Source organism: Micromonospora vinacea, assembly GCF_015751785.1.
Taxonomy (GTDB): Bacteria; Actinomycetota; Actinomycetes; order Mycobacteriales; family Micromonosporaceae; genus Micromonospora; species Micromonospora vinacea.
The window spans coordinates 1,397,378-1,412,660 of record NZ_JADOTY010000001.1; the positions used below are offsets into that span (position 1 = coordinate 1,397,378).

Sequence of the window (15,283 nt, forward strand, 5' to 3'; positions counted from 1 at the left end):
TGTCGTGGAACCGACACCAGCGCAACCGAAGGGCGGGTGCCATCGATTGACGTTGGGTAGTGGACTAGTGACGCGAGGATCCGTAACGCGGTCCGCGTCGTCGGAGGGAGGCACTAGGGTGACGCCAACAGCGACGTCGTCGACGGCGAGAGGACCAGCAATGGGCACCGCCATCGTCAAGACCCAGCAGGAGTTGCGAGAGTGGCGAGCGCGGCTCCTGGAGCGTGTCCACATGAACAAAGAGACGCTGTACGACCTAGGGCGCAACTTCGAACTCCGCGCCGACGAGCGCAGCGTCTACGAGATGGTCCGCTCGATTGACTACCTGCTCGGCGATGACGACTGACGGGACTCCCGTCTCTCCGGACCTGATCGCCCGAGCCAGCGCTTTCGCCGACGACATCACCAGCCGAGTGCAACGAGTGGTGAGGACAGAGAAGCACCTGTCCGCGCTGCTGATGCCCGGCAGGAACGGCGGTCGCGTCATGGTGGGCATCGTCGAGGGAGACGATTTCGGCACGTTTCCGCTGTACATCGACAACAAGCACCGCCTTGACCTGCTAATCAAGTTCAACTGCTGCATGGATTCGAGCGGCAGACACCTGGCCACGGATGCCTCCTGGCTCCATGTCACACCCAAGGGCGAAAAGGCACCCCTGTTCCGCTACGAGTACGTCCGGGAGTTCCAGCCCGGCGTGCCCTGTGCCCACCTTCACGTGCATGGTCACCGCGACGAATTCGCCTTTGTCATGCAGGACGGGCCAAGCGGACGCCCGAAAGCCCGCAAGCGCAGGCACGAGGTACCGCGGCTTGCCAAGTTCCACTTCCCGCTCGGCGGGCACCGCTTTCGGCCCTGTGTCGAGGATGTCCTGCAGGCCGTGGTGGAAGAGTTCTCCGTCGACACGGTCGAGGGATGGCGAAACGCAGTCGGCGAAGGTCGGGAGGAGTGGCGCAAGCTCCAACTGCTGGCTGCTGTACGCGACGCTCCGGGCATCGCCGCTCGGGCGCTGGAGGAACTGCACTACAAGGTGGTTCCGCCCGACTCAGCCCCCGCCGACAACCAGAGCAGGATGCGGGCTTACTGACGCTGCGGAGAAACGACCGGGGCCAGCCACCCCCAGGAGGGTGACCGGCCCCGGTCGATCAGAGCAGTGGGTCAGGCGACGGTGACGGCTACCTCGTTGACACCCCGGCCGGCGGTGACGGCAGTGTCGCCGTTGCCGTGCCGGGACAACGCCCGCAGCGTCCAGGAACCCGGCGCGGCGAAGAACCGGAACTGACCGGCGGCCGAGGTGACCACCTCGGCGGTGAACTCACCGGTCGAGTCGAGCAACCGGACGTACGCGCCCGGCACCGGCTCGGCCTCGGCGGAGCGGACGATGCCGGTGATGACGGTTTCCTTCTCCAGGTCCAGGCTGGCCGGCAGCGGCGCGGCCTGGTCAGGTGCGGCGCAACCCGCGGCGGTGGGAAGAGTCATGATCAGGCCTCCCCGGGTTCGTCGCCGAGCGCGACCGGCACACCGACCAGCGAGCCGTACTCGGTCCAGGAGCCGTCGTAGTTCTTGACGTTGCGGTGACCCAGCAACTCCTGGAGCACGAACCAGGTGTGCGACGAGCGCTCACCGATCCGGCAGTACGCGATGGTCTCCTTGCCGTCGTCGAGCCCCGCGTCGCCGTAGATCTTGCGCAGCTCGTCGTCGGACCGGAAGGTGCCGTCCTCGTTGGCCGCCTTGGACCACGGAACGCTGATCGCGGTGGGGATGTGGCCGGCCCGCTGCGCCTGCTCCTGCGGCAGGTGGGCGGGGGCCAGCAGGCGCCCGGCGAACTCGTCGGGGCTGCGCACGTCGACAAGGTTCTTGGTGCCGATCGCGGCGACCACCTCGTCGCGGAAGGCCCGGATGGTGGTGTCCGGCTCCTGCGCGACGTACTGCGTCGCCGGGCGGGTCACCGCGTCGGTGACGAGCGGGCGGGCGTCCAGCTCCCACTTCTTGCGGCCGCCGTCGAGCAGCTTCACGTCGCGGTGGCCGTAGAGCTTGAAGTACCAGTAGGCGTACGCGGCGAACCAGTTGTTGTTGCCGCCGTACAGGATCACGGTGTCGTCGTTGCTGATGCCCCGCTCGGAGAGCAGCGCCTCGAACTGCGTCTTGTTGACGAAGTCCCGGCGGACCTGGTCCTGGAGGTCGGTCTTCCAGTCAATCTTGATGGCACCGGCGATGTGGCCGGTGTCGTAGGCCGAGGTGTCCTCGTCGACCTCGACGAAGACGACGCCCGGGGCGTCGAGGTTCTTCTCGGCCCACTCGGCCGAAACGAGTGCGGTGTCGCGACTCATCGAATCACTCCCTGGTGAGGATGGATGGTGAGCCAACGCGCGCGAATCGATTGATGTATCTGTCGCACCACGCGCGGGACCCAGCGGAAGGACGGGATCACGGGATCGTGCGACGGCGCCGCTGCCGGGCGTTCGGTGGGATGACCGGAGGGTGCGAGAACCCTGTGCCGGTGGCCGCCGTCAGGCGGCCGGAGACAGCCCCGCCGTCAGATGACGGGGCGACACAGGCAGGTGGCCACGCGGCACAGGTCGACCGCGCGCCGTTTGGTGAGGTGGGTCCCCATGGCCAGGGAGCCTACCAGCCAGTGACCGTGCTGCCACTCAGCCGACCACCATCCGGGAATCGCCGGGGCCGCCGAGGATTTCGGCGTCCCACAGCGCTTCCGGCGTCAGTTGACGGAGTTGATCGGCACGTTCTTGGCGTCGGCGGTGACCGCCAGCCCTTCCGGCAGTGGACGGACCTCCCGGACAGCGAGCTGGAACGGCAGCTCCGGGAGGGGCACATCGATGGAGATGCTCTTGGCGTAGTTGCTCAGGAAGGCCCGGGCCAGCGGCAGGTTCGGCAGACCCGCGGCGTCCAGGTCGTTGAACCGCAGGGCGACAGTGCCGTTGTCGGCGACAGTGACGTCGGCGGTGCCGCTGATGGTGAGCTTCTGACCGAGGATGTCGGCCGGGGCCTTGACGGTGAGCTTGCCGTTCTGCTCGCCGAGGGTGAGACCCGGGCGGTTCAGCAGCGCGGCCAGACTCTCGTAGCTGATCGTGCCGGCACCGTTGACGGTGTCCGCCACGACGTCACCCTGGCCGGTACGCAGGGTGTCCAGCGAGGCCCGAACGTTGCGGGCGGTCACGTCGAGCACCGGGAGCCGGACGGCGTCGCCCTCGACCGATGCCTGCACGTCCCGCAGGTTGATGGTGATCCGCTCGTAACGGCCGTCCAGCACCTGGGTGAGGAACGGGGTTCCGCCAACCTCCACCTCGGGCGCTGCGGACTGCGCGCCCTGCTTGGCGATCTCCTGGCGCACGCGGTCGCCGATCATCCGCTCGGCGACCCCGACCGCGACCCGGTCGGCGACCACCAGCAACCCCGCCAGCAGCAGGAGCAGAACGAACAGCCCGATGAGCAGCTTGCGGCCACGCCGTCGGGGTCGCGCCTCGTTCACCGGATAGTCCTGCGCCACGCCGCCTCCTGTCTCCGCCCGTCGCGCCGCGACGGGTCGTTCGTACCGACGCCGCGGGGGCGGCGCACCCGTAGGTACCCGACCGCCTCCGCGCTCAACCGTGACTCAGAGGAAGAGCATGCACATGGCGTACGCGGCGGGCGCCGCCAGGGCGAAGCCGCCGAGCGGGCCCTGCATGTGCCGGGCCACCCACATCGTGGGCGGTTCGCCGGCCATCAACCGGCCCGCCTCCGCGTACCCCACGGCGAGGTCGGAGAGGACGGCGGTGACCGCCGCGACCAGGCCGATCACGGCGGCCCGGGTCGGCGTGAACGGGGCCACCAGGTAGCTGCCGAGGAGGGCGCTGGTCAGCGTGCCGACCATCGCGCCGGCCACCACGCCGGCGGCGCCCCGGGGCACCTGCGGGGCGAGCCGGGGCCAGGGCAGTACGGCGTCGGTGAGCCGGGCGACGGTGAGCGCCACCCCGCTCGCGGTCAGGCAGACGGTGATCGCCTGGGTGCCGGCCGGGATCCGGCTGAGCACGATCAGCGTGCCGAAGGCCACCACCCCGACAACGATGAGCAGCGTGGCGCCGAGGGAGTCGGTGACCCGGACCCGGTCGACCCGACGTACCAGTTGGCCGAGCACCGCGGCGAGGAAACCGCCAGCGGCCAGGTAGCCCAGCGGGGCCAGACCGGCGACGTCGGTCTGCACCGCGGCGATGTCGGCGAGCGCCGCGACCGCGGCGCTGATCCCGGCGACCACCAGCAACGCCGGCGGACGCATTGCCATCGTCCAGGCGAGCACGAACAGCAGTTGGACGCCGAAGATGATGAAGGCGAACGGCAGCCGGTGACCGGGGCCCGACGTCTGCGCGCCGAGCACCAGGCCGACACCGAGCAGCGCGGCGAAGCCGGCGATGGTCAGCGCCAACTGGCGGTGCACAGCGACCGGGGGGATGACCTCCTCTTCCGGCTCGTCGATCTCGTCTTCGGATCGGCGGGCCGGTTCGCCGGAGCGACGGGCACGGCGAGGCCCACCCCGTTCGCGGCGGTCGCCGTCGGTGGTGGCCGGACCGGTACGCGGCGCGGGCGGTTGGCCGCGCGTCGGTGCGGGGGCCGGGCCCGGTTGGGGCCCGGCGGGCCACGATTCGCGGCCGGCCTCGGGCGAGGTGGAGGGAAACACGACCCGATCGTGCCAGACCGACCGCCCGACACGGCGGTCACGGGTTTCAGCGACGTTAAAATCCTTGTCGCGATCAGGGGCAAGCTAGACAAACAGGAAATGGCCTGACGGCGCGGCCGAGGCGATCGGTTAGGCTCAACGCGTTACCCGCCCGTCAGCGACGCCGGGACCACGCAATTTCTCAGCGCACTCCTTGATGAGTGCGACTGGTCGCGTGCGGCCGTGCGCCGCCGGGACGGAGGTGATCGTGGAGATCCTGCTGCTGGTGACCGCGCGTGCAGGTGAACCGTCGGCTGTGCTGCCGGCACTCGACCTGCTGCCGCACTCGGTCCGCACCGCGCCGCGTGATGTTCGCACCCTGGTCGCGGGCCCAAGCCCGGACGCGGTGATGGTGGACGCCCGATCGGAGCTGAGCGAGGCCCGGGCGACCTGCCGGATGTTGCACGCCACCGGGCTCGGCGTGCCGCTGGTCGCGGTGGTGACCGAGGCCGGTCTGATCGCCCTCAACGCCGACTGGGGCGTCGATGACGTCATCCTCGCCTCGGCCGGGCCGGCCGAGGTCGAGGCGCGGCTGAGGCTGGCGGTGGGCCGACTCAGCAACACGACAGCTGGTGCGGGTGGCTCGATCCGGGCCGGCGAGCTGAACATCGACCCGGACACGTACGCGGCCAAACTCAAGGGCCGTCCGCTCGACCTCACCTACAAGGAGTTCGAGCTGCTGAAGTTCCTGGCCCAGCACCCGGGTCGGGTGTTCACCCGGGACCAGCTCCTGCGTGAGGTCTGGGGCTACGACTACTTCGGCGGCACCCGCACCGTGGACGTGCACGTCCGGCGGCTGCGCGCCAAACTCGGCTCGGAGTACGAGTCGATGATCGGCACCGTCCGCCAGGTCGGCTACAAGTTCGTCGTTCCCCCGTCGCGGTCGCTTCCCGAAGCGGAGCACGCGCCCCTGCCGGTCTGACCCGCAGACCGGTTCCGGGCGATTTCCCATATGCCCTTTTTGCGCAGCTTGGCGGCTTTATTCTGACTGCCGGGTTTGTCGGAGAAAGGGGCGACGGTGCGCGCACTGACCACGGGGGCGACGGGCCGGCGTGACCGGCAAGCCGGGCGGACGTCGTGACGCGGGGCAGCTCCACCGCGCGGGCCGCGGGGATCGTGACACTGGTGGTGGCGGGGCTGCTCGGCTCCGCGTACGTGCTGGGCCGCAGCCTCGTCTCCGACCAGCCGCCTCCGCACTCCACCGGTGCCACCACGAGCGCCGACGGGCCGCACTACGCCGACCAGCCCAGCACTGGCGAGCCGGGCGCAGCCCCGAGCAGCAGCGCCGGCCCGGCCGAGGCCGGCCAGGACGGGTCCGGACGGGACGCCGGAGGCGACAACCTGTTCGGCGCGCACTCCACCACCGGCACCCCACGGCTCGCGCTGACCTTCGACGACGGGCCGGACCCCCGCTACACCCCGCAGGTCCTCGCCCTGCTGAGCGAGTACGACGTGCGCGCCACGTTCTGCGTGGTCGGCGAGAACGCGCAGAACCACCCCGAACTGGTCCAGTCGATCGTGGACGCCGGGCACACCCTGTGCAACCACTCCTGGCACCACGACGTCGGCCTGGGCGCCCGATCGGCCGACGCGATCCGCTCCGACCTCCTGCGCACCAACGCGGCGATCCGGGCAGCGGTGCCGAACGCCCCGATCGTCTGGTACCGCCAGCCGGGCGGGGCCTGGACCTACCCCGTCGTGTCGGTGGCCCAGCAGCTCGGCATGACCCCGCTGCACTGGTCGGTGGACCCCTCCGACTGGGAACTCCCCGGCGCCAGCAAGATCACCGCGACGGTGCTGAGCCAGGCCGAACCGGGCTCGGTGGTGCTGCTGCACGACGCCGGCGGGGACCGGCAGGGCACGGTGGAGGCGCTGCGCCGGATCCTGCCCGACCTGACCGCCCGGTTCGAGCTGGAGGCACTCCCCACCGACCCGACCTGAGCCGCGGCTTTGCGGCGACGGTCCGGGCGTCACGACACGCAACGGATACGGTGGCGGAATGAGCAGCGCGGAGCCGACCAGCGACCAGGTGACCCGGAGCGACCGACTGGCGTCGGCGGAGATCGCCGACGTACTGGCCCTCGTCAGCGTCGCGGGTGACACGGACGGCGCCGACCCGCTCGACGAACACGTCCTGCTCCGGCTGCGCGACCCCGATGCCCCCGCCGTGCATCTGATCGCCCGGGCCGACGACGGCACCCTCACCGGGTACGCGCACCTGGACACCACCGACCCGGTCGGCGGGATCGGGGTCGAGCTGGTGGTGCACCCCGGGTACCGGCGACGGGGCACCGGACGTGCGCTCGCCCGGGGCGTACTCGCCTCGGCCACCGGGCCGCTGCGGGCGTGGGCACACGGCGACCACCCCTCGGCCGCCGCGCTCGCCGTGGATCTCGGCTTCACCCGCGCCCGGGTGCTCTGGCAGTTGCGCCGGCCGTTGGCCGCCCCGTTGGGTGAGCCGCGCCTGCCCGACGGGGTGACGCTGCGTGCGTTCCGACCCGGGGTTGACGACGCCGCCTGGCTGGCCCTCAACGCCCGGGCCTTCGCCGAGCACCCCGAGCAGGGCCGGTGGACGTCGGACGACCTGCGGGTCCGCCTCGCCGAGCCGTGGTTCGACAGGGAGGGCTTCCTCCTCGCCGAGGAGACCGCGACCGGTCGGCTGCTCGGTTTCCACTGGACCAAGGTGCACGAGCGGCCGGGTTCGGCCCGGATCGGCGAGGTGTACGTCCTGGGGGTGGAGCCGACGGCGCACGGCGGCGGGCTCGGCCGGGCCCTGACCACCGCCGGGCTGGCCCATCTGCGGGACAAGCGCGGCCTGGACCGGGTGATGCTCTACGTGGACGACTCGAACACCGGGGCCGTCGCGCTCTACGAGCGGTTGGGCTTCGCCCGCTGGTCCGCGCACATCAACTACCACCTGGGCTGACCGTCGGCCGTCGCTCCGACCGGGTCACCGGCTGGTAACGGCCGGGCGTCGGCGGCATAACAACGAACCGGAAATATACCCATACTTCCGACAGGTGTACCCCGGTTCACTTAACGGACAACTCACCCTCAGCAAGCGGTCACCTCGAGGGCCGTACGTGTTCACCTTGCGTTCACTTGCGACCGGCGAACCGGCTACCTGGCACTTCTAACTTTCGTGTCAGCCGGTCAGTGCCGGTCCTCGGGCCCCGGGATCGGGGCGCCAAGTCAGACGCGAAGGGAAACCCCTCAGGTGAAGCTCCAGCGGTACGGCGCGATTGCCGGCCTCGCCCTTGCTGCGACGCTCGGTCTCAGCGCATGCGGCTCGGACAACAACGAGCCCACCCCCGGCGCCAGCGCTTCGGGCTCGGCCGCCGCGGTCGACTGCGCTACCGGCACGCTGAACGCCCAGGGCTCGTCGGCGCAGAAGAACGCCATGGCCGAATGGATCAAGGCGTACCAGCAGAAGTGCCAGGGTGTCACGATCAACTACGAGCCCAGCGGTTCGGGCGCCGGCATCCAGGCGTTCATCGCCGGGACGGCCGACTTCGCCGGCTCCGACTCCGCGCTCAAGCCGGAGGAGCAGCCGCAGGCCGACGCCAAGTGCGTCGGTGGCAAGGCCATCCACCTGCCGATGGTGATCGGCCCGGTGGCCGTCGCCTACAACGTCAGCGGCGTGGACAACCTCCAGCTCAAGCCGGCCACCCTGGCGAAGATCTTCGCCGGCAAGGTCACCAAGTGGGACGACGCGGCGATCAAGGCCGACAACCCGGGTGCCACGCTCCCGGCGACCACCATCCAGACCGTCCACCGGTCGGACGAGTCGGGCACCACCGACAACTTCACCAACTTCCTCTCCAAGACCGCTGAGGCCGACTGGACCCTCGGCAAGGCCAAGGCGTGGAAGGCCCCGGGCGGCACCGGCGCCAAGGGCTCGGACGGCGTGGCCAGCCGGGTCAAGGGTGCGGACGGCTCCATCGGCTACATGGAGTGGTCGTTCGCCGAGAACGCCGGCCTGAAGATGTCCAAGATCGGTAACGGTGCGGGTGAGTTCGCCGCGCTGACCGCCGAGGCGGCCGGCAAGACCATCGCCGGCGCCAAGGTCGAGGGCCAGGGCGACGACCTCAAGCTGTCGATCGACTACAACACCAAGGAGGCCGGGGCCTACCCGATCGTCCTGGCGACGTACGAGATCGTCTGCAGCAAGGGCCTCGCGGCCGACAAGCTGCCGCTGGTCAAGGGTCTCCTGGGCTACGCCGCCAGCACCGAGGGCCAGGCTGCCATGACCGAGCTGGGCTACGCCCCGCTGCCGGAGAGCGTCCGCACCAAGGTCGAGGCCGCAGTCAAGAACATCTCCTGACCGACACCACTCCGCAATCGAATCGAGCGAGCAGATGGGTGACACCCCCCACCGCTCGGCCGACGCCGGCACCGGCGGGACGCGCGTGACCCAGAGTCACGAGTGGCCCGCCGGTGCCTCGGCGCGTGTGGCCGAGGCACCAGTCAGCACCCGTTCCCCGGGCGGCACCGGGCTGGGCGGCGGCGGCGCGCTGCCGCGCAGCCGCAGGTTCGGCGCCGAGCGGGCCTTCCGCGGTCTCACCCTGGCCGCCGGCACCGCCGTTCTGGTCATCATCGCCGCCATCGCGATCTTCCTGGTCGTCAAGGCGGTGCCGGCCCTACGCGCCAACACCGAGAACTTCTGGTCCTACGAGGGCTGGTCGCCCAACGAGACGGAGCCGAAGTTCGGCATCGGTGCGCTCGCCTTCGGCACCGTGCTCAGCTCGGCGCTGGCACTGCTCATGGCGGTGCCGGTGGCACTGGGCATCGCCCTCTACCTCTCGCACTACGCGCCGCGCCGGCTGGGCACCGCGCTCGGCTTCCTGGTCGACCTGCTCGCCGCCGTACCGAGCGTGGTCTTCGGCCTCTGGGGACGGGACGTCTTCAGCAGCCCCGTCCGGGACTTCTCGGTCTGGCTGAACCAGCACTTCGGCTGGATCCCGCTCTTCGGCGGCGACGGCCCGTTCGGGGCGTCCGTCATGCTCGGCGCCCTGGTCCTCGCGATCATGGTGTTGCCGATCATCACCTCGCTCTCCCGCGAGGTGTTCCTCCAGACGCCGACGGCGAACGAGGAAGCCGCCCTCGCCCTGGGCGCCACCCGCTGGGAGATGCTCCGCACCGCGGTGCTCCCCTACGGCCGCCCCGGCATCATCGCCGCGATGATGCTCGGCCTCGGCCGGGCGCTCGGCGAGACCATCGCCCTGGCGTTGACCCTCGGTATCACCTTCGGCATCTCGTTCAACCTGATCCAGAACGGCGGCAACACCATCGCCGCCAACATCGCCAACGCGTTCGGCGAGGCGAACGAGACCGGCAGGGGCGCGCTCATCGCCTCCGGCCTGGTGCTGTTCGCCATCACGCTGATCGTCAACATCACGGCGCGGGCGATCATCTACCGCCGCCGGGAGTTCACGGAGTCGGCCGCATGACCACAACCGCCACCTCCCACCGCACCCGGCCGCCGGCCCAGCCCGACTCGCTGCGGGCCAGGCGGCTGCCCTGGTACGCCGCCCCGGCCATCGCCGTGGCGGCCCTGGCGCTCTCCGCCGTGATCGTCTACGGCGCCGGCATCGGCGGCCCCGTCCTCGTGGTCGTCCTCGGCGCGATCCTCTACCTGGTCGGGCTCTTCGCCGCCGCCAACGCGGTCGAGGGGCGCCGATCGGCCCGCAACCGCACCTGGAGCGCACTGATCCACTCCGCCTTCGTGCTGGCGGTGCTGCCGCTCGTGTCGGTGGTCTGGACGCTGGTCAGCAAGGGTGCCGACCGGCTGGACGTCAACTTCTTCCAGACCTCGATGAACAACATCGGGGCCCGGGACGCCAACGGCGGCGCGTACCACGCGATCGTCGGCACGCTGGAGCAGGTCGGCATCGCCACCCTGATCACCGTCCCGCTCGGCGTTCTCTGCGCGATCTACATCGTCGAGTACGGGCGGGGCAAGTTCGCCTTCGCGATCCGGTTCTTCGTGGACGTGATGACCGGCATCCCGTCGATCGTCTCCGGCCTCTTCGTGCTGGCGTTCTGGGTGCTGATCGTGTCGCCGTGGTTCAACGACGGCCGGCCCAGCTTCTCCGGCTTCGCCGCCGCGCTCGCGCTGAGCGTGCTCATGCTGCCCACCATCGTCCGGTCCACCGAGGAGATGCTCCGCCTCGTACCGGCGCCCCTGCGCGAGGGCGCGTACGCGCTGGGCGTACCCAAGTGGAAGACCATCCTGCGGGTGGTGCTGCCGACGGCGCTGCCCGGCATCGTCACCGGCGTCATGCTCGCCATCGCCCGCGCGGCCGGCGAGACCGCGCCGGTGCTGCTGGTCGCCGGCGGTGGCGCCGCGATCAACACCAACCCCTTCGAGAACAACCAGTCGTCGCTGTCCCTCTTCGTCTACCAGCAGGCCGGCGACGCGTCGAAGTACGCCCCGGCACGGGCGTGGACCGCGGCACTCACCCTGGTCGCCCTCGTGCTCATCCTGACGATCGCGGCGAAGCTGCTGGCCCGTCGCAACAGGCTCAGCCGATGAACCCCGGAGGTACCACCATGGCCAAGCGCGTCTCCGCCTCGAACGTCACCGCGTACTACGGCGGCTTCAAGGCGATCGAGAACATCAACCTGACGGTCGAGCCGAAGACGGTCACCGCCCTCATCGGGCCGTCCGGTTGCGGCAAGTCGACGTTCCTGCGGTCGATCAACCGGATGCACGAGGTGCTGCCGGGGGCCCGGGTCGAGGGCAGCCTGACCATCGACGACCAGAACATCTACGACCGGGACGTGGACGTCACAGCGGTCCGGCGCACCATCGGCATGGTCTTCCAGCGGCCGAACCCGTTCCCCACCATGAGCATCTTCGAGAACGTGGTGGCCGGGCTGAAGCTCAACGGGGTCCGCAAGAAGTCGATCCTGGAGGACGCGGCCGAGAAGGCCCTGCGCGCCGCGAACCTGTGGGGCGAGGTCAAGGACCGGCTGGGCAAGCCCGGCGCGGGCCTCTCCGGCGGTCAGCAGCAGCGGCTCTGCATCGCCCGGACCATCGCGGTCGAGCCGCAGGTCGTCCTGATGGACGAGCCGTGCTCCGCCCTGGACCCGATCTCCACGCTGGCGATCGAGGACCTGATGTTCCAGCTCAAGGACAAGTTCACGATCATTATCGTGACGCACAACATGCAGCAGGCCGCGCGGGTGTCGGACCGGACCGCCTTCTTCTCCATCGAGAAGACCGGCGACCCGGGCCGGTTGATCGAGTACGACAACACCCAGAAGATCTTCAGCAACCCGAGCGTGAAAAAGACCGAGGACTACATCACCGGCCGCTTCGGCTGAGCCGACCACGTCCGGTCACCGGCGCCCCGCCCTCCCGGCGTGGGCGCCGGTGCCATGTCCGCCGCCGACACGCGGTCAGCCCAGGACGAAGCGGGGTTCGCCGTTCGGGGGCAGGTCCAGGCGCGGGGTGACCGGGCTGGCGGCGTCCCGGTCGGCCGCCGCCCGTGCCACCCCGGCCAGGTCGCCGGCCGCCGCCACCTGGGCCAGCGTGACCACTGTCGGCGGCAGCATGGTCAGCTCGCCGGCCTGCGCGCGGGCCAGCGCGTCCGCCGGGCGGATCCACAGGGTGTGGTCGGCCTCGCCGGAGACGTCGCGGGTCCGTTGTCCCGCCGGCAACAGGGCAATGAAGAAGTACGTGTCGAAGCGGCGCGGCTCGAACTCGGGAGTGATCCACCGGCTCCACGGCAGCAGCAGGTCCGACCGGAGGGTGAGCTGACGGTCGGCGAGCAGCGCCGCGAAGCCCAGCCGGCGGCCCTCCAGGTCCTGCCGGGCCGCCTCCCAGTCGTCGCCGCTGACGTCGCCCACCACGGTCTCCCGGTTCGGGCCGGCGAGCAGTACGCCGGCCTCCTCGAAGACCTCCCGCGCGGCGGCGCAGACCACCGCCTGCGCGGCCTGCGGGGCCACTCCGAGCCGGTCCGCCCACTCGCCCGGTGTCGGGCCGGCCCAGTCCAGGTGCGCCTCCGAGTCGGAACGGTCCACCCCGCCGCCCGGGAAGGCGTACATCCCGCCGAAGGTCATCGCGGCGACCCGGCGGATGACGTACACCTCGAAGTCGGCGTCGGTCGGACGCAGCAGCAGCACGGTGGCCGCGACCCGCGGCGTGGCCGGAGTGCCGCCCTCGGCCTGGAACCGGCGGGCGTGCTCGACCAGAGCGGCCGGGGCGACGAAGCCGGCACTGTCGATCGTCATGCCACGAGCCTAGTTCCCCGGCCAGCCGGCGCTGGCCGGCAGACGCGGGCCAGCAGACGCGACCCCCACACGCGTCCTTTGCTCTGCTTCAACAGAGGCAACAAAAACGCCCGGTCACTGTTGCGCCGGTTGAAGCAGAGCAAAGGACGTGGGTAAGGGTGGTTGGGCGACCGCGGGATGCGACAGGGGGCCAGAAGCACGGCGGGCGGCCAAGAGCGCGGCGGGCCCCGACGGATGAGACGGCCGGCGGCCGGGCAGCGGGGGGTTCACCTGGCTCGGCTAGCGTTCCGGCATGACTCGTTGGGGCATCCTGGCCACCGGCCACATCGCCAGCCGTTTCGCCGAAGACCTCCGGCTGGTGCCGGACGCCGAGTTGGTGGCGGTCGGTTCCCGCGCCGCGGAGAGCGCCCGGCGCTTCGCCGACACGTACGGCGCGAAGCGCGCCTACGGTTCCTGGGTGGAGTTGGCCGCCGACCCGGAGGTGGACGCGATCTACGTGGCGACCCCGCATTCCGCGCACTACGAGGCGGCGATGACCTGCCTCACCGCCGGGCGGGCGGTGCTGTTGGAGAAGCCGTTCACCCTCGACCTGACCACCAGCACCGAGTTGATCGAGACTGCCCGCGCCGCCGGGGTCTTCCTGATGGAGGCCATGTGGATGCGGCTGAACCCGCTGATCCTGCGGGTGGTCGAGTTGATCGCGGACGGGGCGATCGGCACGGTGACCGGCGTCCGCGCCGACTTCGGGGTGGCCGGGCCGTTCCCGCCGGAGCACCGGATGCGCAACGCGGCGCTGGGCGGGGGCGCCCTGCTCGACCTGGGGATCTATCCGATCAGCCTGGCTCACCTGCTGCTCGGGGTGCCGCAGCACATCCGGTCCTGGGCGCAGCTCGGCCCGGAGGGGACGGACGAGAACACCGGCATGCTGTTCGGCTACGACAGCGGCGCGCTGGCGACCCTGAGCTGCGGCATGGTCGGGTTGAGCGGCCAGACCGCCTCGATCACCGGCACCACGGGGCGGATCGACCTGCCGGAGCCGTTCTTCCGGCCGGGTTCGGTGACAGTGCACCGGGCCGGCGCGGAGCCGGAGACGATCGTCGCCGACGGGGCCGGCAACGGCTACCAGTACGAGGCGATCGAGGTGCAGCGCTGCCTGGCCGCCGGCCTGACCGAGAGCCCGGCGGTGCCGCACGCCACGACCCTCGAGGTGATGGCCCTGCTGGACACGGTCCGCGAGCAGATCGGCGTGCGCTACGTGTGAACAGCTAAAGGGCCCCCGGTCACGGTCTCGCCGTGACCGGGGGCCCTTTTAGAAAGACTCAGCCGAAGAGCGGCCGGACCAGCAGGTACGTGACGCAGGCGATCAACGCGGCGGCCGGGAACGTGATGATCCAGGCGAGCACGATGTTGCCGGCCACGTTCCAGCGAACCGCGGAGAGTCGCTTGGTCGCGCCCACACCCATGATCGCCGAGGTGATGGTGTGGGTGGTGGAGATCGGTGCCTTCAGCACCAGGGCGTTGAAGTACAGCACCGCGCTGGCGACGGTCTCGGCGGCGAAGCCCTCCGGCGGCCCCAGGTCGATGATCTTGCGTCCGAGGGTGCGGATGATCCGCCAGCCGCCGGCGTACGTGCCGAGGGCCAGCATCGTCGCCGAGGTCCAGAACACCCAGCCCGGGATGTGCGTCTTGCTCTCCTGGAAACCACCGGTGTAGAGCGCCAGCACCACGATGCCCATGGTCTTGGCGGCGTCCTGCATGCCGTGGCCGACCGACATGGCGGCCGCCGAGGCGGTCTGCGCCCAGCGGAAGCCCCGGTTGAGCTTGCCCGGCTGCCCCTTCCGGAACAGCCACAGGATGGCCAGCATCAGCAGGTAACCGAGGGTGAGGCCGACGATCGGCGACAGCACCATCGGCAACAGCACCTTCTCGCCGATGTTGACCCACTGCACGATGCCGCCGGTGGACAGCAGGGTCGCGCCGACCAGGCCGCCGAAGAGCGCGTGCGAGGACGACGAGGGCAGCCCGAAGTACCAGGTGATCAGGTTCCAGGCGATCGCCCCGAGCACCCCGGCGAAGACCACACCGAGGCTGCTCACCCCGGTGGGGAGGGTGACCAGGCCGTCGCCGACGGTCTTGGCCACACCGGCGCCGAAGTGGGCGCCGATGAAGTTGCCGACCGCGGCGAGCCCGAGGGCGATCCGAGGGGTCAGCGCCCGGGTGGAGACGCTTGTCGCGATCGCGTTGGCGGCGTCGTGGAAGCCGTTGGTGTAGTCGAACGCCAGGGCTACCCCGATCACCGCCAGCACGGCGATGAGTTCGGGTGTCACAGTCACAGG

At 70.5% G+C, this 15,283-nt stretch carries 17 protein-coding genes; 10 read left to right on the forward strand and 7 right to left on the reverse strand.

Translation table 11 applies throughout. The annotated features are described in order from the left end of the window. Positions 1 to 160 precede the first annotated feature (160 nt). Complete coding sequence (locus tag IW249_RS06815) at positions 161 to 346, forward strand: hypothetical protein (protein ID WP_196919975.1); 186 nt, start codon at positions 161 to 163, stop codon at positions 344 to 346. Next, the gene (locus tag IW249_RS06820) at positions 336 to 1,085 is read left to right on the forward strand and encodes a PH domain-containing protein (protein WP_196919976.1); all 750 of its coding nucleotides are present in this window, start codon (positions 336 to 338) and stop codon (positions 1,083 to 1,085) included. The genes IW249_RS06815 and IW249_RS06820 overlap by 11 nt, the downstream gene beginning before the upstream one ends. A gap of 71 nt (positions 1,086 to 1,156) precedes the next feature. Here IW249_RS06820 and IW249_RS06825 read toward each other — a convergent pair whose 3' ends face one another. The 5 genes from IW249_RS06825 to IW249_RS06840 all read right to left on the reverse strand — a co-directional run bounded on the left by IW249_RS06825 (position 1,157) and on the right by IW249_RS06840 (position 4,670). After that, positions 1,157 to 1,477 (reverse strand): DUF1416 domain-containing protein, encoded by a 321-nt coding sequence (locus IW249_RS06825; RefSeq protein ID WP_091402852.1) that lies wholly within the window; start codon positions 1,475 to 1,477, stop codon positions 1,157 to 1,159. Positions 1,478 to 1,479: 2 nt separating this feature from the next. Further along, a complete protein-coding gene (locus tag IW249_RS06830; protein ID WP_196919977.1) occupies positions 1,480 to 2,328 on the reverse strand; it encodes a sulfurtransferase in 849 nt (282 codons plus the stop codon). Positions 2,329 to 2,534: 206 nt separating this feature from the next. Next, the gene (locus IW249_RS35160; protein WP_310503780.1) at positions 2,535 to 2,612 is read right to left on the reverse strand and encodes an Ms5788A family Cys-rich leader peptide; all 78 of its coding nucleotides are present in this window, start codon (positions 2,610 to 2,612) and stop codon (positions 2,535 to 2,537) included. A 105-nt stretch (positions 2,613 to 2,717) separates the two neighbouring features. Then, complete coding sequence (locus IW249_RS06835) at positions 2,718 to 3,506, reverse strand: LmeA family phospholipid-binding protein (RefSeq protein WP_196919978.1); 789 nt, start codon at positions 3,504 to 3,506, stop codon at positions 2,718 to 2,720. A 105-nt stretch (positions 3,507 to 3,611) separates the two neighbouring features. Continuing rightward, positions 3,612 to 4,670 carry a hypothetical protein gene (locus tag IW249_RS06840; protein ID WP_196919979.1) on the reverse strand — a complete coding sequence of 353 codons (1,059 nt, stop codon included), beginning with the start codon at positions 4,668 to 4,670 and terminating at the stop codon, positions 3,612 to 3,614. 241 nt (positions 4,671 to 4,911) lie between these two features. On the opposite strand from IW249_RS06840, the gene IW249_RS06845 reads away from it, so the two are divergent. The 7 genes from IW249_RS06845 to pstB all read left to right on the forward strand — a co-directional run bounded on the left by IW249_RS06845 (position 4,912) and on the right by pstB (position 12,038). Then, positions 4,912 to 5,631: a winged helix-turn-helix transcriptional regulator gene (locus IW249_RS06845; RefSeq protein ID WP_196924666.1), complete on the forward strand. Its 720-nt coding sequence runs from the start codon at positions 4,912 to 4,914 to the stop codon at positions 5,629 to 5,631. A gap of 155 nt (positions 5,632 to 5,786) precedes the next feature. Continuing rightward, positions 5,787 to 6,650: a polysaccharide deacetylase family protein gene (locus IW249_RS06850; RefSeq protein WP_196919980.1), complete on the forward strand. Its 864-nt coding sequence runs from the start codon at positions 5,787 to 5,789 to the stop codon at positions 6,648 to 6,650. Between the two features lie 58 nt (positions 6,651 to 6,708). After that, positions 6,709 to 7,635, forward strand: a complete 927-nt coding sequence (gene mshD / locus IW249_RS06855; protein ID WP_196919981.1) for a mycothiol synthase — start codon at positions 6,709 to 6,711, stop codon at positions 7,633 to 7,635. A 291-nt stretch (positions 7,636 to 7,926) separates the two neighbouring features. Then, the gene (gene pstS / locus IW249_RS06860; RefSeq protein WP_196919982.1) at positions 7,927 to 9,033 is read left to right on the forward strand and encodes a phosphate ABC transporter substrate-binding protein PstS; all 1,107 of its coding nucleotides are present in this window, start codon (positions 7,927 to 7,929) and stop codon (positions 9,031 to 9,033) included. Positions 9,034 to 9,067: 34 nt separating this feature from the next. Next, a complete protein-coding gene (pstC, locus tag IW249_RS06865) occupies positions 9,068 to 10,159 on the forward strand; it encodes a phosphate ABC transporter permease subunit PstC (RefSeq protein WP_196919983.1) in 1,092 nt (363 codons plus the stop codon). After that, complete coding sequence (gene pstA / locus IW249_RS06870) at positions 10,156 to 11,244, forward strand: phosphate ABC transporter permease PstA (RefSeq protein WP_196919984.1); 1,089 nt, start codon at positions 10,156 to 10,158, stop codon at positions 11,242 to 11,244. The genes pstC and pstA overlap by 4 nt, the downstream gene beginning before the upstream one ends. A 17-nt stretch (positions 11,245 to 11,261) precedes the next feature. Next, complete coding sequence (gene pstB / locus IW249_RS06875; RefSeq protein ID WP_196924667.1) at positions 11,262 to 12,038, forward strand: phosphate ABC transporter ATP-binding protein PstB; 777 nt, start codon at positions 11,262 to 11,264, stop codon at positions 12,036 to 12,038. Between the two features lie 75 nt (positions 12,039 to 12,113). Here the strand turns inward: pstB and IW249_RS06880 are convergent, their stop codons facing one another. Then, positions 12,114 to 12,947, reverse strand: a complete 834-nt coding sequence (locus IW249_RS06880; protein ID WP_196919985.1) for an NUDIX hydrolase — start codon at positions 12,945 to 12,947, stop codon at positions 12,114 to 12,116. A 292-nt stretch (positions 12,948 to 13,239) separates the two neighbouring features. On the opposite strand from IW249_RS06880, the gene IW249_RS06885 reads away from it, so the two are divergent. Further along, positions 13,240 to 14,208, forward strand: a complete 969-nt coding sequence (locus IW249_RS06885) for a Gfo/Idh/MocA family protein (protein ID WP_196919986.1) — start codon at positions 13,240 to 13,242, stop codon at positions 14,206 to 14,208. A gap of 58 nt (positions 14,209 to 14,266) precedes the next feature. Here IW249_RS06885 and IW249_RS06890 read toward each other — a convergent pair whose 3' ends face one another. Next, complete coding sequence (locus tag IW249_RS06890) at positions 14,267 to 15,274, reverse strand: inorganic phosphate transporter (protein ID WP_196924668.1); 1,008 nt, start codon at positions 15,272 to 15,274, stop codon at positions 14,267 to 14,269. Positions 15,275 to 15,283: the final 9 nt, after the last annotated feature.

Excerpts from the sequence above, each read along its gene's own strand:
- IW249_RS06815 (WP_196919975.1), top strand. The coding sequence starts at position 161 with ATGGGCACCGCCATCGTCAAGACCCAGCAGGAGTTGCGAGAGTGGCGA.
- IW249_RS06820 (WP_196919976.1), top strand. The coding sequence starts at position 336 with ATGACGACTGACGGGACTCCCGTCTCTCCGGACCTGATCGCCCGAGCC.
- IW249_RS06825 (WP_091402852.1), bottom strand. The coding sequence starts at position 1,477 with ATGACTCTTCCCACCGCCGCGGGTTGCGCCGCACCTGACCAGGCCGCG.
- IW249_RS06830 (WP_196919977.1), bottom strand. The coding sequence starts at position 2,328 with ATGAGTCGCGACACCGCACTCGTTTCGGCCGAGTGGGCCGAGAAGAAC.
- IW249_RS35160 (WP_310503780.1), bottom strand. The coding sequence starts at position 2,612 with ATGGGGACCCACCTCACCAAACGGCGCGCGGTCGACCTGTGCCGCGTG.
- mshD (WP_196919981.1), top strand. The coding sequence starts at position 6,709 with ATGAGCAGCGCGGAGCCGACCAGCGACCAGGTGACCCGGAGCGACCGA.
- pstC (WP_196919983.1), top strand. The coding sequence starts at position 9,068 with ATGGGTGACACCCCCCACCGCTCGGCCGACGCCGGCACCGGCGGGACG.
- pstA (WP_196919984.1), top strand. The coding sequence starts at position 10,156 with ATGACCACAACCGCCACCTCCCACCGCACCCGGCCGCCGGCCCAGCCC.
- pstB (WP_196924667.1), top strand. The coding sequence starts at position 11,262 with ATGGCCAAGCGCGTCTCCGCCTCGAACGTCACCGCGTACTACGGCGGC.
- IW249_RS06880 (WP_196919985.1), bottom strand. The coding sequence starts at position 12,947 with ATGACGATCGACAGTGCCGGCTTCGTCGCCCCGGCCGCTCTGGTCGAG.
- IW249_RS06885 (WP_196919986.1), top strand. The coding sequence starts at position 13,240 with ATGACTCGTTGGGGCATCCTGGCCACCGGCCACATCGCCAGCCGTTTC.